Raw genomic sequence first — 23325 nt, 5'->3', positions numbered from 1 at the left:
GGCGAAAAGATAAGCGCCTCGTTACCCCTCGCCCGCCAGCGAACGCTCGATCAGCCGCCGGGCGATGGTGCCGTGAGGCGGCAAGCGCGGCAGCCGGTCGGCGGAGAAGAAACCGGCGGCCACCAGTTCGTCATCCTGCACCCGGATTTCGCCGCTCTCGTAGTCGGCGGTAAAGCCCATCATCAGGCTGTGGGGGAAGGGCCAGGGCTGGCTCGCCACATAGCGCACATTGCGCACCCGGATGCCGCTCTCCTCGAACACCTCCCGCGCCACGCACTGCTCGAGGTTCTCCCCCGCCTCCACAAAGCCGGCCAGCACGGTATACATGGGATCGTCCGCCTGATAGTGACGGCGATGAGCCGCCAGCAGGATCTCCGGCCCCTTGCGCACCGCCACGATAATGCAGGGGGAGATGCGCGGATAGACGCTGTGCCCTTGCTGGCACACCTGCGCCCACTCCCCCGCCTTCGGGGTCATGGGGGCGCCGCACTCGCCGCAGAAACGGTGGGTGCGGCGGAAGGTGGCGAGCTGCCAGGCGCGGCCAGCGAGACGAAAGCCCTCTTCGTCCCCCGCCACCATCAGCTGACGCAGGGGGGCCATCATAGTCGTGTCGGCCTCAGCCCCCAGATCGAGCAGATAACAGGGCAGCCCCTGCCACTCGTCAAAACGCTCGAAATGAGCGTCAGCCAGCGCTGCGGGCAGGCACGCTCTACTGCCCTGTGGCACCTGACCCTGCTGAGCGAGCAGTACCAGATGATCGCCCCCCAGCACGAACCAGCGGGCTTGTTCGGTTAATGACATCAGATAAACACTCTCGTTAAAACAAAACCCTGGCTACGGCGGGCCCGCCAAGGGGGGCAAACGCCGCGCGAATGGCTCCCATCTTACGACCAGCAAGGGTCGCTGACGACCCCGCCGTGGCCGATTGTCCCATTCGTAAAAAACGGATGGTGCAAATAAAGAAGCCGCCCGAAGGCGGCCCGTTGTTATCCGGTATCCCGTATCCGGCCTCTATCGACGCAGATCAGGCATCGCCCATCGCCAGCAGGGAGGCGTTGCCGCCCACCGCCGTGGTGTTGATGGTGCGGGTCTTCTCGGTGACGAAACGGCTCAGGTAGTGAGGGCCGCCCGCCTTGGGGCCGGTGCCGGAGAGCCCCTGCCCGCCGAACGGCTGCACCCCGACCATGGCGCCGATCTGGTTGCGGTTGATGTAGACGTTACCGACATTGATGCGGCTCGCCAGCTCCTCGGCGTGGGATTCGTTGCGGCTGTGGATCCCCAGCGTCAGGCCGTAGCCGGTGCCGTTGATGTCGCTGATCACCTTGTCCAGATCCCGGGTGGCGTAGCGCACCACGTGCAGGATGGGGCCGAACTGCTCCTTGGTCAGCTCGCGGATGGAGCCGATCTCCAGCGCGGTCGGCTGGACGAAGTGTCCCTCCATGGTCGCGGCGGGCATCGGCGCCTGGGCAATCAGGCGAGCGCGCGGCACCATGTAGGCGAGGTGAGCATCGAGACCGGATTTGGCATCGGCGTCGATCACCGGGCCGACATCGGTGTTGTGTTCGGCCGGGTTGCCCACTTTGAGCTCCTGCATGGCGCCGGTGAGGATCTCCAGCACCCGCTCGGCGATCTCCTCCTGCAGATAGAGCACCCGCAGGGCAGAGCAGCGCTGACCGGCGCTCTGGAAGGCGGCGCTCACCACGTCGCGCACCACCTGCTCCGGCAGGGCGGTGGAGTCGACGATCATGGCGTTCTGACCGCCGGTTTCGGCGATAAGCGGCAGGATGGCACCATCGCGCTGGGCCAGAGTCATGTTGATGAGCTTGGCGGTCTCGGTGGAGCCGGTGAAGCAGACGCCGCCGATGCGCGGATCGGCTGTCAACTTGGCACCCACGGTGGCGCCGTCACCGGGCAGCAATTGCAGTACGTCGCCCGGAATACCGGCCTGATGCGCCAGAGTCACCGCCAGATGGGCGATAAGGCCGGTCTGCTCCGCCGGTTTGGCGATGACGGTGTTGCCGGTGGCCAGCGCCGCGGCGATTTGGCCGAGGAAGATCGCCAGCGGGAAGTTCCACGGGCTGATGCAGACAAACACCCCGCGCCCCTGCAGGAACAGCTCGTTCTGCTCGCCGGTATAACCGGGCAGCAGGGTCGCCTGCCCCATCAGGCTGCGCGCCTGCACCGCGTAGTAGCGGCAGAAATCCACCGCCTCACGCACCTCGTCGATGCCATCTTGCAGCAGCTTGCCCGCCTCGCGGGTACAGAGGGAGACGAACTGTTCGCGGTTCGCTTCCAGCAGATCCGCCAGCTTCTCCAGCGCGGCAGCACGCTCGCTCACCGGGGTTTCACGCCAGCGCGGGAAGGCAGCGTGGGCAGATGCCAAGGCCTGCTCCACCGCCTGCTCGTCGGCCCAGTGGATCTTGCCGACGGTGAGGCTCACATCCTGCGGGCTCAGCACGGTGCGTGCCTCGCTGCGCTTGAGGGTCTCGCCATCGACGATGGGGCCTGCCAGCCACTGCTTGCTCTCCAGCTCTTTCAAGCGGGCGAAGAAGGGGCGCTGGATGGAGAGGATGTTCATGTTGACGCCGCTGGAGTTCTTGCGGTCGCTGAACAGGTTCACCGGCTGCGGAATCCGGTCGTTGGCAAAGCCGGAGTAGCGCTTGAGGGTGCGCAGCGGGTGCTCGGCCAGCGAATCGACCGGGGTGTTGGGGTCCACCAGCTTGTGAACGAAGGAGGTGTTGGCCCCGTTCTCCAGCAGGCGGCGCACCAGATAGGGCAACAAGTCCTTGTGGGCGCCGACCGGCGCATAGATGCGGCAGTGCAGACCGGGATTGTCGTTCAGCACCGCGTTGTGCAGCTCCTCGCCCATGCCGTGCAGACGCTGGAATTCAAACTGGCGATCACCGGCCATCTCCAGAATGCTGACCACGGTATTGGCATTGTGGGTGGCAAACTGGGGGGCGATAAAGCCGCGAGTCGGCTCGCTCAGCAGGTAGCGGGCGCAGGCGAGGTAGGAGATATCGGTGCCCGCCTTGCGGGTAAACAGCGGGTAGCCGGGCAGGCCCGCCTGCTGGGCATATTTCAGTTCGCTGTCCCAGTAGGCGCCTTTTACCAGTCGCACCGGAATGAGGTCACCCTGCTCGCGGGCCAGCGCGGTGAGCCAGCAGAGTACCGGCAGCGCGCGCTTGGAGTAAGCCTGCACCACCATGCCGAGCTTGCCCCAGCCACGGTTGGCCTCGGAGCGATAGAGCTGCTCGAACAGATCCAGCGACAGCTCGAGGCGGTCCATCTCCTCGGCATCGATGCTGATGGCCACATCCTTGTCGCGGGCCAGACGCACCAGCCCCACCAGCCGCTCGCACATCTCGCCAAGCACCCGTTCGCGGTTGGCCACGTCATAGCGCGGATGGAGCGCCGAGAGCTTGATGGAGATGGAGGGGGCCGGGCCGCCGTCGCTGATCCGCTCGTTGCCCACCGCCTCGATGGCGTTGCGGTAATCGGTCAGATACTTGTCGGCATCCTGCATGGTCAGCGCAGATTCACCCAGCATGTCGTAGGTGTGGGTGTAGCCCAGCTCGCGGGATTTGCGGCTCGCCTTGAGCGCCTCCTTCATGTCGCGCCCCAGCACGAACTGCTTGCCCATGATCTTCATGGCGGCATACATGGCGGAGCGCACCACCGGCTCCCCCAGCTTGTTGACCATACGCCCCAGCAGGTTGGCCGGGTTGCCGTCGAGCTTCTTGTCGAGCTTGATAATCTTGCCGGTCAGCATCAGCCCCCAGGTGGAGGCGTTGACCAGAGTAGAGTCGCTCTTGCGGAAATGGGACGACCAGTTGGCGCCGGAGAGCTTGTCCTTGATCAGGGCGTCGGCGGTCTCGGCATCGGGAATGCGCAGCAGCGCCTCGGCCAGACACATCAGGATAATCCCCTCCTGGGTATCCAGACTGTACTCCTGCAGGAAGGCGTCGATACCGTCACCGGAGCCGCTCTCCTTGCGCACCTTGGTCACCAGAGTACGGGCACGCTGGGTCACCTGCTCCAGCGAGGCGCCATCCCCCGGCAGCATGGCCGACAGTTCGGCCAGATAGGCATTTTCATCCACCACATAGTTCTGGGTGATGGCTTCGCGCAGGGCGGCCAGATCGGAGGGGATATAGTCAGCGGCAAGCACTTGTGTAGCTTTGAACATATGGGGTCTTCCTGTACGCCCTAGGGCTGATATCGACAAAGGCGGACGCGCCGCCGAAACGCCGATAATGTATACAATGTTGCACCCTATATGAAATGAATTTGTTGCCACTCTTTAACAAATATCGCTCATTCCCCCCATGAATTCCCTTTTGAAGCCAATACGCCAGCAAGCGTGAGGGTCATCTGACTTCATTTTGTATACGATCTGCCGCCGCTCTATCGCAAAGCAGCCACGCATTCCGCCCAATACGCCCCAAAAAAGAAGGGCCGCCACGGCGACCCTTCTCAGCAATTCATTCAGCCAGATGCTGTCAGTTCATCCAGCGATCGCCACGGCTGCGACGACGGGGCAGCATGGGCAACAGGATGCCAAGCAGGATACCGGCACCCACCATGGCACCACCACGAATAAACCAGTCCATCTGCATGTCGTGCTCCTGATTGTCGTAGCTCTGGGTCAGGGCATCATTCTGCTCTTTGAGATTGCTCATCTCCTCACCCTGACTGACCAGCTGGGCCTTGAGGGCGGCGATCTCCTTGCTCTGGGCAGCGATGACCATCCTTCTCGGTGAAGCGTTTCTCGTTGTCACCGTTAAGGTTCTGCAGGCGATCTTTAAGCTCATCGCGCTCTTTTTCCACCTGGGGCAGACGCTCGCGCAGGCTGATCTGGCTCTGCAGTTCGCTGTTCTTGATCCACCCCTCGCGGCCACGACCGTCCACCACCTGGGTGAAACCGGCCTCGCTGTTCACCGCCTTTACCTCCAGCGGTTCACCAGCCTTGACGCTGCCAAGGATCCGGTACTGGGTACCTGGGCCATTGTGGATATAGGTAAAGATGTTGTCTGAAACATAACGGGTATCGGCCAGTGCCTGTTGGGCACACAAGCAGATCAAAATCCCGAGAAGGGCGCGCATGGTCGATCGGTTCTCTTTTTCAGGTTTGGACAAGAGGTTGAATGTTAAGCCGCCAGCAGGTTAAAGGACAAGCAAAGAAAAAGCACCTCCCCCCAGATAAAGAGCGCAGAGTTGCGAGTCACCTCGCAACTTGCCCGTCTGCGGTCTCACTTGTTTTTCAGCTCCTGCACCTCGCTGCGCAGGGCGCGGATCTCCCGCAGCATCTCCTCTTGCTGATTGTTGTAGTGATGACGCCACTTGTCGGTCTCGCCATCCCCCTTGTTGGGCTGCAAAAACAGGCTGGCCATAAAACCGCTGATGGCACCGAACAGACCGACCCCGAACAGGATCAGCAAGCTGGCGACAAACCGCCCCTCCTCGGTCTTGGGCACCAGATCCCCGTAACCGACTGTCGAGAGGGTCACCAGCGTCCACCAGAACGCGTCGTAAGGTGTCTCAATCTGGCTGCCGGGCTGGCCTGACTCAATCCAGTACATGACGCCGGAGCCCACCCCCAGCAGCAGGAAGAAGAGGAACAAGATGCCGGAGAGGGTGGTCTCGTTGCGCTCGCGACGGAACATGGCCCAGAGATCCGGGTGCTCCTTGAACAGCTGATAGACCCGCCACAACTGGATCAACCGCGCCCAGCGCAGTTGCTCCGCCATCGGCAGGCTACCCGGCAGATAGATCCAGTTGGCCTTGAAATAGGCCTTGCGATCAGAGGCCCGGATCCAACCATAAGCAAAGTGCGCGAGGAAGAAGTAGCAGATCAGACTGTCGAGGTCATAGAAGAGCTGCAGGGTCTGTGGTGTCAGGCTCTCATGGCCCCACCAGCGGGCCGTCACCAGCACAACCGAGATAATCGACAGAAATGCCATCAGCAGATCCATCGCCCGCAGATGAGTTAAGTGATGTCGCATACATTTTCCAACTTTAAGCACAGTGCAAATTAATAAAAGAGAAGATAATGCCGATAGTCCTGAGGGCAAAGGAAAAAACGGCTTTTAAAAGGAGAATGACAATGCAGCTGAACCTGCTGGAGAAAAGAATGAGCAACATCCGGTTGGTACCCAAAGTGGTGCTGCTGATGGTGTTCAGTACCCTCCTGCTACTGACAAAACTCTGGTTTGACGCCAACAATCTGGAAGCGACCCTGCTCAGCGAAGGGCTCGATCCCGCCAAGGCGGATGCGATCTCCAATCGCCTGCTCTGGACCGGTCTGATGGAGACCGCCATCATGGGGCTGCTGTTCGTGATCCTGCTGCTCACCGGCTCCCGCCTGATGGTCAAGCAGGTGCACTATCTGGTAGGCCTGCTGGAGCGCTTCGCCAAGCGGGACCTCAGCCACAAGGTACTGCTCAAGTCTCGTGACGAATTCGGTGACATCGCCAAGGCGGTCTCACACTCGCAGGAGAACCTCAAAGAGGTGTTTGGCAACCAGCGCGCCGCCTGCAAGGAGCTCAACGACATCGCCTCCCAGGTGACCCTTTGCATGGAAGAGGCCAACGAAGCGATCAACGAAGAGTTCACCCAGATCGAACAGCTGGCCAGCGCCATGAGCCAGATGGTCGGCGCCATTCGCGAAGTGGCCGCCCATGCGGATCAGGCCTCTCACGCCACCGCCGAAACCAGCCAGCTGGCGGAAGAGGGGAGCCGCTGCGTCGCCGACACCGTCAGCACCATAGACACCCTCTCCGGCAACATCCAGCGCTCCGCCACCGTGGTCAACGAGGTGGAGCAGGGGGTCGAGCGCATTGGCTCTGTGGTCGACACCATTCGCGGCATCTCGGAACAGACCAACCTGCTGGCACTTAACGCGGCCATCGAAGCGGCTCGCGCCGGTGAAGCGGGTCGTGGCTTTGCCGTGGTGGCCTCCGAAGTGCGCGAGCTGGCCAACCGGGCTCAGGCCGCCACCGTCGAGATCCAGAAGATGATCGAACAGCTGCAGGGCAATGCCCATCAGGCTGGCGAGCTGATGGCCCAAAGCGTACAGCAGGCCGACAAGGGGGTGGAACAGGTGACCCAGGCCGGTACCCAGCTCGCCACCATAGTGCAGCGGGTACAGGGTGTCGCCGACATGAACCGCCACATCGCCGCCGCCTCCGAGCAACAAAGCTCGGTCGCCGAAGAGATGCGCGGCAATCTGGAGCAGGTCAAGCAGATCGCCGAAGGCTCCGTCGTGGTGCTGCGCGAGCTGCAAGAGGCCTCCGAACTGGTCGAGCAGCACAGCAAGGAGCTCGACAGCCAGATCCAGTCCTTCAAACTCGTCTGACTGTTTTCATGCCCCAATCCGGTTAGACTGGAAGGCCCCTTGAGGGGGCCTTTCTCATTTCCAGCGCACGGCAAGGAGCCAACATGCAGCAGAATGCAACGCACCCACCACTCGAGCTCAGTGACGACAAGGGGCGGCTCGATGTGCCGCTGATCCACCGTTTTCTCTCCCAAGAGGCTTACTGGTGCCGTGGTATTCCCCACAGCACTGTGGTGCGAGCCATCAACCACTCCCTCTGCGTTGGCGGCTATGTCGATGGTCAGCAGGTTGCCTTCGCCCGGGTCATCACTGACAAGGCCACCTTTGGCTATCTGGCCGATGTCTTCGTGCTGCCTGAGTACCGCGGCCGGGGTTACAGCAAGGCACTGGTGGCAACCATTGTCGACCATCCCGAGTTGCAGGGATTACGGCGTCTCGCTCTCGCCACCTCTGATGCTCACGGCCTCTATGCCGGTTTTGGCTTTGCGCCCCCAGCAAGTCCAGACAGCCTGATGGAGATCTACAACCCTGCCATCTACCAGCGCACCTGATTGACTGGCGGCCAATAATTCCCACCGGATCATGCTTCTCGCCCCTGCGCTGTGACGCGGGGGCCTGACAGTGCTAGATTGGCAGCCACCATTTTGAACCGGCAGCGTTGTTAACCTCGTGTCGTTAACCCGCTGTCGTGAACCACAAGGACGGCAACCGTGGCCCAGCACTCTCCCTCTTTCTCCGCCTTCTCCGCCTTCTCCCCCCTGCTGCAGGAGCTGGCCCAGCGCCACTGGCAACGGCTGACTGAACTGGCCCCCGACTATGGCAACCAGCCCGAGCCGGTGCGCCAGACCCTGCTGACCCTGCTCGGTCTCTCCGATTTTGTCGCCGACTCTCTCTTCAAACAGCCGGAGTTGCTGACCGAACTGCTCGCCTCCGGTGATCTCGAACGAACCGAACGCTGGCCCGCCTACCAGAGCGATCTGACCGCCCTGCTCGCCGAGGTAAGCGATGAAGAGGCGCTCAAGCGTATCCTGCGCCAGTTCCGCCGCAGCCGCATGCTGGTGATCGCCTGGCGCGAGCTGCTGGGCCACGCGGCGGTGGAAGAGAGCTTTATCCACCTGACCAAACTGGCGGATGCCCTGATCAGCTCCGCCCGCGACTGGCTCTACGCCAAACAGTGTGGCGAGCTGGGCACCCCGATGGATGGCAACGGCAACCCGCAACCGCTGCTTATCCTCGGCATGGGCAAGCTCGGGGGTGGCGAGCTCAACTTCTCCTCGGATATCGACCTTATCTTCACCTTCCCCGAGAACGGCTACACGGTCGGCGGGCGGCGCGAGCTGGCCAACCAGCAGTTCTTTATCAAGCTGGGCCAGCGCATCATCAACGCCCTCCACCAGCCCACTCAGGATGGTCAGGTGTTCCGGGTCGATATGCGCTTACGCCCCTTTGGCGATGCGGGGCCACTGGCTATCTCCTTTGCCGCCATGGAGGATTACTACCAGCATCACGGTCGCAACTGGGAACGCTACGCCATGGTCAAGGCGCGGGTACTGGGGCCCCAGTGCGAGCATGCGGTCGAGCTGGCCGAGATGCTGCGCCCCTTCGTGTTTCGCCGCTATATCGACTTTGGCGTTATCGACGGCCTGCGCCAGATGAAGGCGATGATCGCCGCCGAAGTGCGCCGCAAGGGGCTGGAGGGCAACATCAAGCTGGGGGCTGGCGGTATTCGCGAGGTGGAGTTTATCGCCCAGGCACTGCAGCTTATTCGCGGTGGTCGCGAACCGGCACTGCGGGTACGTCACCTGCCGGAGGCGCTGGCCGCCATCGCCCAATGTGGCGCCCTCGAATCCGCCCATTGCGACCGCTTGCTGACGGCCTATCGTTTCCTGCGCCGGGTCGAAAACATCCTGCAGGAGATCGGCGATCAACAGACCCAGACCCTGCCCACCGAGGAGCGGGATCGCCAGCGGCTGATCGCTGCTCTGGGTTTTGCTGACTGGGACGCCTTTATGGCTTATCTGGATGAGGAGATGGCCGCCGTCCATCAGGAGTTCGCCGCCGTGGTGGGGGAAGAGAAAGAGGCACCCGCCCATCTGGAGCAGCTCTGGCTCGATCTGTGGCGCACCGAGCTCGACGCCGCCGAGCTGGAAAAACTGCTGACCGCGCAGGGGGTGGCCGAGCCCGCCCCGCTCTGCGCCGCGCTGCTGCGTTTCAAGGAGGAGTACAAGCGCCGTCAGGTGGGGCCGCAGGGGCGCATCGCGCTGGACTGGCTGATGCCGGAGCTGCTGCGGCTGGTGGTCGCCAGTGAGCAACCCGCCCGCCTGTTCGAGCGGGTCTGTGAGCTGCTTACCCGCATCTTCACCCGCAGCGCCTATTTGCAGCTGCTGGCGGAAAACCCGGGCGCCCTGCGCCAGCTGGTGCGGCTGTGCAACGCCAGCCATCTGGTGAGCGAACAGCTGGCCCGCTACCCCATCCTGCTGGACGAACTGCTCGATCCCCAGCACCTCTATCACCCCACCCCGCTCGATCAGTACAAGCCCCAACTGCGCCAGTTCCTGCTGCGCATCCCCGAAGAGGACGTGGAGCAGCAGATGGAAGCGCTGCGCCAGTTCAAGCAGGTGCAGCTGCTGCGCATCGTGGCGGCCGATATCGCTGGCGCCCTGCCGCTGATGAAGGTGAGCGACCACCTCACCTGGCTAGCGGAGGCGATCACCGAAGAGGTGGTCAATCAAGCCTGGGCCCAGATGAGCGAGCGCTACGGGGTGCCGCCAGAGGTGGCAACCAGCGGCCAGCGCGGCTTTGCGGTGGTGGCCTATGGCAAGCTGGGCGGCATCGAGCTCGGCTACGGCTCGGATCTCGATCTGGTGTTCCTGCACGGCGGCGACCCCAACAGCTACACAGATGGCCGCAAGCCCATCGACAGCCGCCAGTTCTACCTGCGCCTCGCCCAGCGGATCCTGCACCTGTTCAGCACCCGCACCCCATCCGGGATCCTCTACGAGATCGATATGCGACTGCGCCCCTCCGGCGACTCCGGCCTGCTGGTCTCGTCGCTGTCGGCCTACGAGCAGTATCAGCAAAACGAGGCGTGGACCTGGGAGCATCAGGCGCTGGTGCGGGCCCGTCCCATCTATGGCGATGATGCCATCGTTGCCGAGTTTGCCCGTATCCGCCGCGATGTGCTGGCCAAGGAGCGGGAGCTGCCGACCCTGGCCCGCGAGGTGCGCGAGATGCGCCACAAGATGCGGGATCACCTGCTGAAAGCGGGGGCTGGCGAGTTCGACCTCAAGCAGTCCCCCGGCGGCATGGTGGATATCGAGTTTATCGCCCAGTATCTGGTGCTGGCCCACGCCTGCGGCGAGCCCGACGCCCTCACCCGCTGGTCCGATAACGTGCGCATCTTCGATGAGTGCGTGATGGCGGGGGTGCTGACCCTGGAGCAGGCGGAGGGGCTGAAGCAGGCCTATCTGGAGATCCGCAACCTCGGCCATCGCCTCAACCTCTCGGAGATCTCCCGCAAGGTGAGCGACGATCAGTTACTGACCGAACGAGGCCATGTGCTGGCGGTCTGGCAACTACTGCTGGGGGAGTGAGATAAACCACAGCAGGTTCAACGAGAAAGGGGCGCTTGGGCGCCCCTTTTTAATATAAATGTCAGCTACAAGCTCATATTTTCTTCATATAACACTCAATAGCGGTGAGCTGGATCCTGTTTCAGGCATACCAGCCTTGGAATCGTATGGCACTTTGCTGAATATACGTAGAGATAAACCGTCTCTATGACCTCACCTGATTTTGGCCAGATATGGCGGGTGAATATCAACTCAACAATTCCAGTCCCAGCGCAGAGAGGAAACAATGGATTTTTCAGAGCAGCTACAGAGTCTAGCCAAAAAGATTGCTCAACAGTCATCGATGATCACCACAGAAGAAGCAACCAAAAACGCATTTGTCATGCCATTTCTCAATCGTGTACTTGGTTATGATGTGTTTGACCCTACGGAGGTGATTCCGGAATTCACCGCAGATACAGGCATCAAAAAAGGGGAAAAGGTTGACTACGCCATTCTCAAAGATGGCCAAGTGCAAATTCTGGTTGAGTGTAAAAAATACAGTGAAAAACTCTCGGCCAAGCACTCTGGTCAACTCTTTCGCTATTTTTCAGTTACCAATGCTCGAATCGGCATTCTTACCAATGGGGCACAATATGAGTTCTACACAGACCTTGATGCCCCAAACAAAATGGACGAAAAACCATTTTTGACGCTCGATCTGGAAGACATAGATGAACACATAGTGCCTGAGGTATTAAAACTAACCAAAACCTCTTTCGATGTTGATTCAGTTGTCGATGCAGCTGGCGAACTGAAGTACCTTAGCCAGATCAAAAAATTGCTAGCCGAACAATTTGGCTCACCGGAAGAAGACTTTGTTAAGTTTTTTGCATCCAGAATCTATGACGGTGTACTGACGGCAAAGGTCAAACAGTCCTTTACCGACATTACCAAGAAGGCACTTAGCCAATTTCTGAATGACAGCATCAATGCAAGATTGAAATCTGCGATTGGTGGCAGTGTCAACTCCTCAACTATCCAACCGGCATTTGATAGTAATCCATCAAGTGATAACAATAATGCCGAAGGCTGTAGTGAGGAAAAATCAAAGGTCGATACAACGATTGAAGAGATGGAAGGCTTTAATGTTGTCAAAGCAATTCTGAGACAGCGATTTGATGTAACAAGAATCGCGGCAAGAGATACCCAAAGTTATTTTGGTATTCTCCTCGACGATAATAATCGCAAGCCGTTATGCCGGTTGCATTTCAATGCAAGGCAGAAATATATCGGTTTATTTGACGCTGACAAAAAAGAGACTAGGCATCCTATTTCCTCGATCGATGAAATTTTTACCTTTGCAGATCAGTTGCTGACCGCGACATCAGTCTATGAATAGTAGAAATTAGGAGGGGGGATAATCCCCCCTTCATCTCGCAATGAACATCCCCGTTTTACAACTCAAGCCGTGCTCCATCACCGTCTCCACCAGCATCTGGTTGAAACGCTGATAGGCCTCTTCCTCAAGAAGCCCCGGATAGCTCAACACCCTCAGCGCATGTCCTTGATAATCAGGATGATAGGGCGGGTGGAGATGGGCATAGTCGTTGAGACAAAAACCCAGCCCCTGATAGAAGCGCAGACGGCGAATGGCAATCTCATCCTCTGGCGGATCGATCTCGAGAATGACGGTTTTGCCTGCCCGCTCGCAAAATTCGGCCAGCAGGCGGCTGCCGTAGTTGCGGCCGCGCAGCGCCGGATTGATGGCCAGATGCTCGATATAGATCTGCTCGCCACACGCCCACCAGAAGATGAAACCGAGCAGCAGGCCGTCCTGATAAAAGATTTGGCAGTGATAGCGAGGATCCCGCATCTTCTGGGGCTGATGCTGTGACTGGCGCTGCTCGTAGCGGGGAAAACTCTCGCCATAGATCTGCCAGACCAGCGGCCACGCCGGATGGTTTACCTCTCTAATCACTTCACTCTCAATCATCAGAACTACCTCTCGTTTATTTTGCAGAACGTTCATCTATACATGAAAAGTTCTGCCACATCATTCTCTGATGAAATAAAAGCCAGAACGCCAGATTAGCGGGCGCCATCCGGTTGCGAGACAAACTGCTGCTGGCTGCCATCGGGCAGCTGCGCCAGCACGCTTTGAGCGGCCAGTTTTATCCCTGCCAGCTCGGTGGCCGGGCCAAAGTTGGCTATCAGTCGAGTGCCATCGGCAAACTCGCTCTGCTGCACCACACCTCTTTTATCAAGCCAGCGAAAACCGGTGAGGGGCTGGTTGTAGAGCCGCTCATGCAGCGGGCGGAAGAAGGCATCGAGCCCCCTGAGGTAGGGAATGCGCACGCTGGCACTATCTAGACTGAGGTTGAGCAGGGGCGGCACGTTGTAGAGCTGCTGCAACAGTTCGGTCACCTGACGGCTCTCCCTGAATTTGAGGCTATCCATCGTCCAGTGGTGGGTGGTCACTATGCTGTCGTGAAAGACGCTCTGGAACAGCGGCAGCCGCAGCGCCGGATCGAAGTAGAGCCCCTGATACTCAGGTTTTAGGTGGCTCTGGCGAAAGAAAAATGCAGGCTGATAGTCGGGATACCAGGCCCCCAGATAGTAGGGAGAGCGCTTGTTGCGGCGCATATCGGGATCCTGCCAGCCAAAGCCGCTGGTCTGGGGGCCGTGGGCAAAGGCCGCGGTGCGGTTGGCAACCGCACCGCCCTCCTCGGAGCCCACCAGCACCCCCTGACTCTTGGCAATCCACGCCATCCCGGCCATCCGGTTTTGCGCATCCTGTGCCTGGCTGGTCGGCTTGGCCGGGTCGAAGTCATCAAACACCATGCCGGTCGCCGCTACATCGAGGAACCAGCTGTTGTAGTGGCTCGCCTGCTGCAACCAGGGCACGCGCTGCTCCATCACCGGACGCACGCAGGCCTGATTGGTGTAGACGCCGCTGTTTTGAAAGCCGCTCTTGCGCCGCCCATTCTCCTGCATGATGCCGCAGCGCAAATAGATATCCTGCCCCATCTGGGCGGTGAGCCAGCTCTGCTGGCGATTCCCCTCCGGCAGCGCGGTATCGTAAGAGTCGTAAGGGGCGATGAGATAGCCCGCCTGTTTGGCAAGTTCAATCCCCTCTGGCGCAGCAAAACCGGCGGTCCACTGGGGCAGACCCAGCCAGAGTTTGGGTAGTCCAACCTGCTTGAGAGCAGCGATCATCTTGGCCGAGCTGCCATCACCCCAGCTCTGTGGCTCGTTGAGCGCAACCGCCAGTTGCGTGGCCGCCAGCGTGCGCCGGGCGGCGAAATCGGCCGGTTGCTGACCCGGATGGCGCAGCACGAGCGCCTGCTCAACTCCGGCCAATACCAGATTTTGCAGATAGCGGTTGCGCTCAAGGTCGGGCGCTTGCAGCGCACTCTTACTCTCCCCCTTGAGCCAGTCGGCGGGGATCAGGCGGCGCAGCGCGGGCCAGCTCTTCACATCCTGTGGCACCAGCAGTCGCTCGCCCCAGAGGTAGAGGTGAGAGGCGCCAATCAGCCGCTTGCCATCCTTTACTGCCGCCAGCTTGCTCTCGAGCGAGACCAGCTCGCCCCGCGCCTGCAGCCAGTTGCGATAGGCCTTGCCCGCCGCCAGCCAGTCGTTGCCCGGCTGCAGCGTCACCGCCACCTCATAGGGGTCGGTCAGATTGAGGCGATTGACGCTATGGGTCGCCGTAAGAGCAATGCCATCTTTCCCGGGCGTAAAAGTGAGCCGGTTGTTGAAGGGGTTGGCAAAGAGGATCGCCAGCTGCTGATCCCCGTGATCCAGCCCGACCAGCGGCAGGGTGAGATTTTCGGTGGTATTGATCCCCTGATACTCCTGCGCCAGCGCCTTGCGCCACTCGGGATGATCAACCGGGATGCGAAAACCCTCGTGGATCGGCAGCATCAGCGCCTGCGCCCCTGCCGGCACTCGCGGCCACACCAAGTCGCCTGCACTCGCACGACTCAAGCTGAGGATCAGACGGTTGCCCTCGAGATGGGCTGAGGCTCGCACCTCGCCATCGGCACGAGTCAGCCAGCTGGCACGCTCCCCCTCCTGCTGCAAGGCCGTGACCGGCTGACGCGGGCCGGGAGAGGAGATGGCAAGGTGCTGGCCTGATGGCAGCACAGCCTCGGCCGCCAGGGTGGCGGGATCCAGCTCGATACGCCACTGATCGTTGGCCAGAGTCAGCGCCTCGACAGGCAGGGAGAGCAAGGGCATCAACAGCAGCAGCGGGCGCATCCGGCTCGCCAGCACGGGGAAAGAAGTCATGGTCGGTGATTCCTGATAAAAACGGGTGCCACCATTGCAGCAGATCAACAGCCTGCGATTGTCAGACCAATGTCAGGATTAAGCCCAGAACCAAAACGGAGAGGCTGCTCTGCCATTTCCTGTTTAATAGCCACCACCATCCACCGGGCAATTGTTGCAAAAAACATCAGTAAAACGCCACAGTCATTGCACCAGCGAAACAATCTCTGCCCGAGGCTGGCCATCCATCGCTGCCAGCCGCGACGCAATCCCCCGGCATCACTCCACCGGCCCCGCCTGACTGTGACTCAGCTGCAACACCAGCTGGCCGCGCTGGCTGGTCTGCACCAGCGAGAGGGTACGCCAACTGTCGGGCGTGGCGGCAGGCCAGTTCACCTTGCCATCCAGAGGCAGGCGGTTCCACCACAGCAGTGAGTATTGCGGGCGGGCCAGCACCGCCTGATCGAGCCAGAGCGGAGTGCACGAAGCGGGATTGGCAGGGGAATTGGCCACCGCCAGCGGCGAGCGGGAGAGCCAGTCCAGATCCTGTACCGCAGGCAGCGGCAACGCTACCTGCCAATCCTTGCCCGCCACCGTCAGCCGCAGCTGATAGAGCCCGGGTGGTAAAGGCGTCGGTAGATCGTCCCCCACGACCCTGACCCCTTTATTCTCTTCCGCCTCCCACTGGGCACCTTCCAACCGGTTGCGACCAGCGGGATCAATAAGTTCAGCGGCGGTGATGGGCCCCTCCCCGGTCAACTGCACCCGATAGTCCCGCAGCAGCGGCGCATCGCGCTGGATCAACTCAAGGCGCAGCTCGCTCACCCCATCAGGCAGAGTGAGCGGGAAATCCTTGCCGCAGTGCTGGGCACTGAGCGCGGCCAGCATCCCCTGCCAGCTACGGCGCTCGGCATCACTTGTGAGGGCGGGCCATGCCTGCTGCAAAGATTGCCAGGCGTGCCGGTTATCCCCCTGCAACAGCGCCAACGTAGCCGGTTGCAGCGGGTCGGCGCGATCGGCTTCCAGGAGGCGTTCGGTTGCCATCACGCTGCTTACGTTTAGAAGGCCGACGCTTAGAGCCAACAGCAGAGCAGCCAGCGTTGCACGCTTCACGCTGGCACCTCCAGCCGGTAGCCGATGCCGCGCACCGTCTCGATGGCAAGCCCGGGCAGCTTCTGGCGCAGTTGCAGAATATGGGTATCAACGGTGCGGGTGGAGGGAAACGCCTGATAGCCCCATACCCGGTTGAGGATCTCCTCCCGGCTCAGCACCCGCCCCGCCATCCGCACCAGCAGGGTGAGCAGGGCAAACTCGGTGGGGGTAAAGCTCACCTCCGCATCCTGCCAGCTCGCCTGCATCCGGGCGGGGTGGAGCTGCAAGCCTCCCAGCGCCTGAGTGCCATCCCCCAGCTGGCGCAGCTGGGCCCGGATCCGCGCCAGCAGCTCGTCGTGGGAGAAGGGCTTGGTCAGGTAGTCGCGCGCCCCCGCATCGAGCCCGGCCACCCGATCGCTCACCTCCACCCGGGCGGTGAGCACGATCACCGGCAGCGCCTTGCGTGCCAGCCACTGGGGCAGCCAGTCGAGGGCATCCCCCTCCGGCATGGTGCGATCCAGCAGCACCAGATCCGCCGCCAGCCACTGCTGCTCCGCCGCAGCCAGGGTGTCGCACCAGAGACAGCGATACCCTTCCCGGGTCAGATAGCGTTGCAGGTTCTCCGCCAGCAGCGCCTCGTCTTCGACAAGCAGGATGGTCTTCATGATTCGGGGTCGCTCCAGAGTTGGCAGGGCAGCGTCAGGGTGAAGGTGGTGGGCGGGCCGGAAAGGGCGAGGCGCCCGCCAAGACGACGCAGCAGATGGCGCACGATGGCAAGCCCCAACCCCAAACCATCGGCACGGGCACCGCGGCGCAGCAGGGTAGCGAGCCGGTAATTTGGCAGCTCGCCACCATCGCTGACTGCGAGGTTCAAACGCCCCGCCTGCCAGCTGGCACAGATCCGAACCGGCGCGCGGCCATGCTGGCTGGCGTTGCGCAGCAGGTTGTCGAGGGCGAGATCGAGCCAGTAGAAGGGGAGCGCCAGAGTCATCTCCCGCTCAAGGCAGAAGGTGGCGTCATGCCGCTCGCAAGCCAGGGTGAGCCACTCGGTGAGACTGACCGCCACCCGCTCATCTTCCAGAGTCTCAGCCGCCAAATAGTGGCGACTGGCCTGCGCCAGCTGATGCAGGCGGGCGACACTGCCCAGCAGCTGACCCACGCTCTGCTGGGCGGAAGCGGGCAGTCGGTCGAAATCGTGGCGCAGCTCCTCGCTGATGCCGGAGAGCGCCATGATGGGAGTGCGCAGCTCGTGGGTCAGCATCTGCAATGCGACGCGCCGCTCCCGCAGCAGGCGCCAGCGCTGCCAGCTGGCCCACCCCAGCAGCAGGATAAAGCCAAACGTACTGGCCAACGCCAGCCACTGCCAATGGAGCGTTGGGCGCTCGTTGATGCAGATCCCCCCAATCCGCTCCTGACAGGGGCCATCGACTCGGCTATCCAGCGTCACGCCGAGCCGTTCGGCCAGCGGTTGCCACTGCCCGGCGCCATAACGACGCCACTGCCCATCGGCAAGCAGCCAGAGCTGACCCGATTGCAGCAGCCAGCGCTCGCCCCGCAGCAGGGCGTCTAGGTTGTCATCATCAAGCTCGCCAAGCAGCCCCAGCTGATCACGCCGCTCCCGCACATGGAGCAGAGCATCAAGCCCGGCCGCCGAATGACCATCCTGCCAGCGGGCAGCGCTGGAGCCCCCCAGCGGATAGACGGGGTGAGCGGCAAACCAGCGGGTCGAGGGCGCAGCCCCTTGGCCACAAAGCGCCTGCAGCAGTGGCAGCCACTCGGCAGGCAACTCATTCTCTGTCCCACACTCCTGCTGATAGCGATAGATGGCCTGCAGCTGGCGCAGCGGGTAACGCTGCCAGGCAGGATGAAGGGAGTCGGGAGCAATCAGGCGCCGGTCGAGCCGCTGCACCTCGTCAAGAGGCAGCGCCTGTTCGGGAACCTGCCTGGCCAGCTCGCCCGCCAGACGATCCGCCAGCGGCCCGGCCTGCGCGGGATACGCCATGCCGTAGCAGATCAGGGAGCAGAGCAGCAGGATCAGGCGCATGGGTTCAACTCGAGATGACTCCGGATCAAGGCGCAGCAGATCACTGCGCCATAAAAAATGTCAGCGCCATTTTTCAATGGCGCTGACATCCGGTCAACCGCTAACGGCATTTACGCGGCTCCCGCCAGCCCATATGAACCGTCACCTATTTGAATAGTCCCTTGAGCAGCTGGTCGGCCACCCCTTTGACGGCCTCGTTGTCGGCCTTGTCACCCAGCAGCTTCTTGAGGCCGCGTTCGGCCTCCTTGCGGGCCTTATCCTCCAGCAACTTGTTGTTGCTGAGCAATGCCTTCACATCGAGCTGATAGCTGGGCGCCTGCCAGTGACCGCCGATCCGCACCGGAATGGTGATCTCTTTGAGCTCATCCACATCCTTGCCCCCCTGTCCCTTGCTGCTCTCGACGATGGAGGTGAGGAACAGAAAGTCGAGGCTCTCCGGCACCAGCGCCGTCTGCCCCTCGCCCTTGACCCGCAAGGCGGGAGCAAAGAGCTGGATGTCGTTGCTGCGGGCGATGCCATCGGCAATCTGGAAGCTGGCGGTCAGGGCGCTGAAGTCGGTCTTGCGCGCCTCCTTCACCTGCTCGACCCCCTTGCCGCTGAGGGTTGCCCGCGCCTCGCGGATCATCTCCGGCAGGTTGATGCCGTGCAGGGCGCCGTCACTCAGTTTCAAGGTGACCTTGCCCTGCATCCCGTTGCGCAGTGCCAGCGCGGAGAGACCACGCCCCTGCACCTGCACATCGAGATCGCCCTTGCCCTCCAGCAGATCGCTCTGAGCCAGAGTCTGCAACAAGGGACGAATGTTCACTCCGGCCACCTGCTTGCGCACCTTGTAGGTGGCGGGCTGCTGGCGCGCGTCGAGTACCCCGTTCGCGCTTACCTGACCGCCAGCCACGGTCGCGCTGAACTGTTTGAGCGTGAGCAGTCCCTTGGCCAGAGCCACCTGCAGATCGACGGCGCCGAGATCCAGCCCTTTCAGGCGCAGGCTGCCGAGTTGCAGCCGACCATCCAGATCCACCCCCTTGAGCGCGCCCAGATCCGGTTCAACCGCGGAGAGGGCTTCGCTCTTGCCGCTTACAGCTTTATTGCCACTTGCAGCGGCATTGGGGGCTCCGGCCGCCGGTTTCTCCTCTTTCGCCTGCGCTGGTGTGGTCGGTGCCGATTTGGCGAGCCATTTGTCGAGATCCAGCTTCTCACCCTTGAGATCGAAGCTGATTGCGGGAACAGCGCCAAGCTGCACGGTTCCATCACCACTCAGCAGTGCCTCATCGGCACTCATCACCAGCTTGCTCAGGGTAATCAACTGCTTGTCGAGCTCGGCACGGGCAAACCCGGCCAGTTTCAGCTTCATCTGCGGGCGTGGCAGCGCATCACCTTCCAGCGCTGCCGTCAGCAGCACATCGGAGAGTTCGGCCAGCTTCATCTCTTTATCGAGCCGTCCCTTGAGCGTTCCTTCCAGCGAGCCAGCCAGTGAAGCTTGCTGCCCCTCTACCTTGGCTCCTTTCAGCGCCAACGTGAGGTTGCTCCACTCACCGAGGGCCAGTCGGTCTCCCTTGATGGAGAAACTGTCGAGTCGCAGGGACGGATCACTCAGGCTGCCACTGAGGCTCAGATCTTTCAGTTCACTGGCCATCACCTCCTGCGCCAGCTTGACCTGGGTCTGCCCTTTAACATCGAAAGCGAGCTTGTCGGCACTCCCCTTGGCGGCCAGCGTCACGGGTACCCACTGACCGGCGACCAGCTGCCCCATATCGAGATCGAGGCGATCCAGTCGCAGCGAGGTGCCGCTGCGATCATCCTGTACCAGTGCACTGGCCTGGGAGAGCGCGACACCCTGCAAGCTGATCTGCCAGGGCTTGCTATCCGCGGTTGACGCAGGGGGTGCGGGGACGACCGGTTCGCTTGCATCAGCAGTGGCATCTTTGATCAGTCCGCTCAGATTGGAGCTGCCATCCGCCTTGGTCTGAATAAAGAGATGGGCGCCACTCAGCGTCACCTTGCCAATCTCCAGACGATGGGAGAGCAGCGGTAACAGGGCCACCGAGGCCTCGCCCTGTTCGAAACGAACCAGATCCGGCTCGGCAAAACCGGCCGGATTGCGCAGAGCAACCTTCTCCAGCGAGAGGCCGAGACTCGGCCAGAAACGCCAATCAATCTCCCCCGCCATCACCAGTTCTCGCCCAGTGCTCTTGCGCACCTGTTCAGCCAGTTGGGGCTTGAATTGATTGGGGTCGATAAGGCTTATCAGCGTCACTATGGCCAGCAAGGCCGCCACGGCGATGCCGAGCAAGATGAGAACTATCTTCTTCACGATATGCTCCTTGAATCCGGATCCACTGCTGACTATACCACTCACCGTCTGACGAATGGCGTCTGCGGGACAAAAGCGGACAAGGATGAGACAGGGATGGTCGCTGCCAATCCCCATCGTCATCAGCAGGGATCAGGCTTAAGAGGATTGCTGCAGCCGCGCCATCGCGGTGCGCGTCGATTCGAAAGCAAAGCGGGGCAAGGGAATATCGCTGATCTTCCGCCACTGACAGGCGGCCACATCGTCAGCCGGCTGGATGACCGGTTTTTCACTCAGCTTGATGGCGAAAAAGGTGTCACAAGTGTGATAGGTGATGCCATCGTAGGGGTAGATATTGGGGAAGGAACCGAGATAGGTAAAAGGTTGGGCGCTAACATCGAGCCCCAGCTCCTCCTGCAACTCGCGCACAAGTGCCCCCTCCAGCGACTCGCCGGGATCGACAAATCCGCCAGGCAGATCCAGCAACCCCTTGCCCGGATTGCGGGCACGCACCGCAACCAGCACCTCATCCTGCCAGCAAAGCGCCACCATCACCGCCGTCGCCACATTCTGGAAAAAATGAAAACCGCAGCCACAGCGAAACTCTTTGGGAGTGACACTCTGCAGGGTTTGACCGCCGCATTTTGGACAAAACATGGGCTATCTCCGACGAAATAAAGCGCCATTTTACGCCACCAAGGTCATTTTTTATGAGTAAAACCGACGGGGGGAGGACTAGGAATTGGAAGGGAGAGGAATAAAACGGGGCAATTATCAGACGATTTTCTGAATTGCAGGCAATAAAAAACCCCGCTCGATGAGCGGGGTTTCTTGTATTGGGTGCCTGGCAGTGTCCTACTCTCGCATGGCGAATGCCACACTACCATCGGCGCTACCGCGTTTCACTTCTGAGTTCGGCATGGGATCAGGTGGTTCCACGGCGCTATTGCCGCCAGGCAAAATCTTCAATCTTGGAAAGCTGACGTGAATAACGACTGGTCGCTATCACTGAATTTCAGTAGTTCGCTTGGTATTTGCTACAAGCCTTAGAACACTTCTTGGGTGTTGTATGGTTAAGCCTCACGGGTAATTAGTATGGGTTAGCTCAACACGTCGCCGCGCTTACACACCCCACCTATCAACGTTGTGGTCTCCAACGGCCCTTTAGGACCCTCAAGGGGTCAGGGATGACTCATCTCAGGGCTCGCTTCCCGCTTAGATGCTTTCAGCGGTTATCGATTCCGAACTTAGCTACCGGGCAGTGCCACTGGCGTGACAACCCGAACACCAGAGGTTCGTTCACTCCGGTCCTCTCGTACTAGGAGCAACTCCCTTCAATCATCCAACGCCCACGGCAGATAGGGACCGAACTGTCTCACGACGTTCTGAACCCAGCTCGCGTACCACTTTAAATGGCGAACAGCCATACCCTTGGGACCGACTTCAGCCCCAGGATGTGATGAGCCGACATCGAGGTGCCAAACACCGCCGTCGATATGAACTCTTGGGCGGTATCAGCCTGTTATCCCCGGAGTACCTTTTATCCGTTGAGCGATGGCCCTTCCATTCAGAACCACCGGATCACTATGACCTACTTTCGTACCTGCTCGACCTGTCCGTCTCGCAGTTAAGCTGGCTTATGCCATTGCACTAACCTCCTGATGTCCGACCAGGATTAGCCAACCTTCGTGCTCCTCCGTTACTCTTTGGGAGGAGACCGCCCCAGTCAAACTACCCACCAGGCACTGTCCGCGAGCCCGATTCAGGGCCCTGCGTTAGAACATCAAACATACAAGGGTGGTATTTCAAGGACGGCTCCAGCGCAACTGGCGTCACGCCTTCAAAGCCTCCCACCTATCCTACACATGTAGGTTCAATGTTCAGTGCCAAGCTGTAGTAAAGGTTCACGGGGTCTTTCCGTCTAGCCGCGGGTACACCGCATCTTCACGGCGAATTCGATTTCACTGAGTCTCGGGTGGAGACAGCATGGCCATGGTTACACCATTCGTGCAGGTCGGAACTTACCCGACAAGGAATTTCGCTACCTTAGGACCGTTATAGTTACGGCCGCCGTTTACCGGGGCTTCGATCAAGAGCTTCGCTTGCGCTAACCCCATCAATTAACCTTCCGGCACCGGGCAGGTGTCACACCCTATACGTCCACTTTCGTGTTTGCAGAGTGCTGTGTTTTTGATAAACAGTCCCAGCCATCTGGTCACTGCGACTCCCAACTGCTCCATCCGCGAGGGACTTCACTGTCAAGAGCGAACCTTCTCCCGAAGTTACGGTTCTATTTTGCCTAGTTCCTTCACCCGAGTTCTCTCAAGCGCCTTGGTATTCTCTACCCGACCACCTGTGTCGGTTTGGGGTACGATGACTTGTAATCTGAAGCTTAGAGGCTTTTCCTGGAAGCAGGGCATCAATGGCTTCCACACCGTAGTGTGTTCGTCTCGTGTCTCAGTGTTGTGTCTCCGGATTTGCCTAGAAACACCACCTACGCACTTTCACCAGGACAACCGTCGCCTGGCCCACCTAGCCTTCTCCGTCCCCCCATCGCAATTACAAGTCGTGCAGGAATATTAACCTGCTTCCCATCGACTACGCCTTTCGGCCTCGCCTTAGGGGTCGACTCACCCTGCCCCGATTAACGTTGGACAGGAACCCTTGGTCTTCCGGCGAGGAGGCTTTTCACCCCCTTTATCGTTACTTACGTCAGCATTCGCACTTCTGATATCTCCAGCAT

At 60.6% G+C, this 23325-nt stretch carries 14 protein-coding genes, 2 rRNA genes and 1 pseudogene (1 of these 17 cut by a window edge); 4 read left to right on the top strand and 13 right to left on the bottom strand.

Features of this window, described 5'->3' with window-relative positions; all coding sequences use genetic code 11:
- Window positions 1–21: 21 nt before the first annotated feature.
- The 4 genes and pseudogenes from nudC to ACTG2B_RS04015 form a co-directional block, all read right to left on the bottom strand.
- Window positions 22–801 carry an NAD(+) diphosphatase gene (gene nudC / locus ACTG2B_RS04030; protein ID WP_439995242.1) on the bottom strand — a complete coding sequence of 260 codons (780 nt, stop codon included), beginning with the start codon at window positions 799–801 and terminating at the stop codon, window positions 22–24.
- Between the two features lie 223 nt (window positions 802–1024).
- On the bottom strand, window positions 1025–4189 hold the full coding sequence (putA, locus tag ACTG2B_RS04025; protein ID WP_439995241.1) for a bifunctional proline dehydrogenase/L-glutamate gamma-semialdehyde dehydrogenase PutA: 3165 nt from the start codon (window positions 4187–4189) through the stop codon (window positions 1025–1027).
- 313 nt (window positions 4190–4502) lie between these two features.
- Window positions 4503–5106: pseudogene (locus ACTG2B_RS04020) on the bottom strand (TIGR04211 family SH3 domain-containing protein).
- Window positions 5107–5252: 146 nt separating this feature from the next.
- Entirely contained in the window at window positions 5253–6005 is a 753-nt protein-coding gene (locus ACTG2B_RS04015; RefSeq protein WP_421328742.1) for a potassium channel family protein, read from the bottom strand.
- Between the two features lie 101 nt (window positions 6006–6106).
- On the opposite strand from ACTG2B_RS04015, the gene ACTG2B_RS04010 reads away from it, so the two are divergent.
- From ACTG2B_RS04010 to ACTG2B_RS03995, 4 genes are all read left to right on the top strand, one after another.
- Window positions 6107–7357, top strand: coding sequence for a methyl-accepting chemotaxis protein (locus tag ACTG2B_RS04010; RefSeq protein WP_005335445.1), 1251 nt, complete (start codon window positions 6107–6109; stop codon window positions 7355–7357).
- Window positions 7358–7440: 83 nt separating this feature from the next.
- A complete protein-coding gene (locus ACTG2B_RS04005) occupies window positions 7441–7887 on the top strand; it encodes a GNAT family N-acetyltransferase (RefSeq protein WP_040068004.1) in 447 nt (148 codons plus the stop codon).
- 159 nt (window positions 7888–8046) lie between these two features.
- A complete protein-coding gene (glnE, locus tag ACTG2B_RS04000) occupies window positions 8047–10929 on the top strand; it encodes a bifunctional [glutamate--ammonia ligase]-adenylyl-L-tyrosine phosphorylase/[glutamate--ammonia-ligase] adenylyltransferase (protein ID WP_439995240.1) in 2883 nt (960 codons plus the stop codon).
- A gap of 265 nt (window positions 10930–11194) precedes the next feature.
- Window positions 11195–12289, top strand: a complete 1095-nt coding sequence (locus ACTG2B_RS03995; protein ID WP_021229484.1) for a type I restriction endonuclease — start codon at window positions 11195–11197, stop codon at window positions 12287–12289.
- 30 nt (window positions 12290–12319) lie between these two features.
- Here the strand turns inward: ACTG2B_RS03995 and ACTG2B_RS03990 are convergent, their stop codons facing one another.
- From ACTG2B_RS03990 to ACTG2B_RS03950, 9 genes are all read right to left on the bottom strand, one after another.
- Window positions 12320–12883: a GNAT family N-acetyltransferase gene (locus ACTG2B_RS03990; protein WP_167557030.1), complete on the bottom strand. Its 564-nt coding sequence runs from the start codon at window positions 12881–12883 to the stop codon at window positions 12320–12322.
- 95 nt (window positions 12884–12978) lie between these two features.
- Window positions 12979–15180 (bottom strand): glycoside hydrolase, encoded by a 2202-nt coding sequence (locus tag ACTG2B_RS03985; RefSeq protein WP_439995239.1) that lies wholly within the window; start codon window positions 15178–15180, stop codon window positions 12979–12981.
- A gap of 258 nt (window positions 15181–15438) precedes the next feature.
- Window positions 15439–16272, bottom strand: coding sequence for a DUF2861 family protein (locus ACTG2B_RS03980; protein WP_439995238.1), 834 nt, complete (start codon window positions 16270–16272; stop codon window positions 15439–15441).
- Complete coding sequence (locus ACTG2B_RS03975) at window positions 16269–16916, bottom strand: response regulator transcription factor (protein ID WP_203974991.1); 648 nt, start codon at window positions 16914–16916, stop codon at window positions 16269–16271. The genes ACTG2B_RS03980 and ACTG2B_RS03975 overlap by 4 nt, the downstream gene beginning before the upstream one ends.
- Entirely contained in the window at window positions 16913–18295 is a 1383-nt protein-coding gene (locus ACTG2B_RS03970; RefSeq protein ID WP_439995237.1) for a DUF3404 domain-containing protein, read from the bottom strand. The genes ACTG2B_RS03975 and ACTG2B_RS03970 overlap by 4 nt, the downstream gene beginning before the upstream one ends.
- Before the next feature lie 145 nt (window positions 18296–18440).
- On the bottom strand, window positions 18441–20603 hold the full coding sequence (locus ACTG2B_RS03965) for an AsmA family protein (RefSeq protein WP_439995236.1): 2163 nt from the start codon (window positions 20601–20603) through the stop codon (window positions 18441–18443).
- Between the two features lie 138 nt (window positions 20604–20741).
- The gene (locus tag ACTG2B_RS03960; RefSeq protein ID WP_439995235.1) at window positions 20742–21239 is read right to left on the bottom strand and encodes an NUDIX hydrolase; all 498 of its coding nucleotides are present in this window, start codon (window positions 21237–21239) and stop codon (window positions 20742–20744) included.
- A 185-nt stretch (window positions 21240–21424) separates the two neighbouring features.
- Window positions 21425–21539: ribosomal RNA gene (gene rrf, locus ACTG2B_RS03955) — 5S ribosomal RNA — on the bottom strand.
- A gap of 112 nt (window positions 21540–21651) precedes the next feature.
- Window positions 21652–23325: ribosomal RNA gene (locus tag ACTG2B_RS03950) — 23S ribosomal RNA — on the bottom strand (it continues 1216 nt past the right edge of the window).

It is taken from the genome of Aeromonas sp. 30P, assembly GCF_051919805.1.
Classification (GTDB): domain Bacteria; phylum Pseudomonadota; class Gammaproteobacteria; order Enterobacterales; family Aeromonadaceae; genus Aeromonas; species Aeromonas veronii.
This window is presented reverse-complemented; position numbering and strand designations above follow the sequence as displayed.

Excerpts from the sequence above, each read along its gene's own strand:
- nudC (WP_439995242.1), bottom strand. The coding sequence starts at position 801 with ATGTCATTAACCGAACAAGCCCGCTGGTTCGTGCTGGGGGGCGATCAT.
- putA (WP_439995241.1), bottom strand. The coding sequence starts at position 4,189 with ATGTTCAAAGCTACACAAGTGCTTGCCGCTGACTATATCCCCTCCGAT.
- ACTG2B_RS04015 (WP_421328742.1), bottom strand. The coding sequence starts at position 6,005 with ATGCGACATCACTTAACTCATCTGCGGGCGATGGATCTGCTGATGGCA.
- ACTG2B_RS04010 (WP_005335445.1), top strand. The coding sequence starts at position 6,107 with ATGCAGCTGAACCTGCTGGAGAAAAGAATGAGCAACATCCGGTTGGTA.
- ACTG2B_RS04005 (WP_040068004.1), top strand. The coding sequence starts at position 7,441 with ATGCAGCAGAATGCAACGCACCCACCACTCGAGCTCAGTGACGACAAG.
- ACTG2B_RS03995 (WP_021229484.1), top strand. The coding sequence starts at position 11,195 with ATGGATTTTTCAGAGCAGCTACAGAGTCTAGCCAAAAAGATTGCTCAA.
- ACTG2B_RS03990 (WP_167557030.1), bottom strand. The coding sequence starts at position 12,883 with ATGATTGAGAGTGAAGTGATTAGAGAGGTAAACCATCCGGCGTGGCCG.
- ACTG2B_RS03985 (WP_439995239.1), bottom strand. The coding sequence starts at position 15,180 with ATGACTTCTTTCCCCGTGCTGGCGAGCCGGATGCGCCCGCTGCTGCTG.
- ACTG2B_RS03975 (WP_203974991.1), bottom strand. The coding sequence starts at position 16,916 with ATGAAGACCATCCTGCTTGTCGAAGACGAGGCGCTGCTGGCGGAGAAC.
- ACTG2B_RS03970 (WP_439995237.1), bottom strand. The coding sequence starts at position 18,295 with ATGCGCCTGATCCTGCTGCTCTGCTCCCTGATCTGCTACGGCATGGCG.
- ACTG2B_RS03960 (WP_439995235.1), bottom strand. The coding sequence starts at position 21,239 with ATGTTTTGTCCAAAATGCGGCGGTCAAACCCTGCAGAGTGTCACTCCC.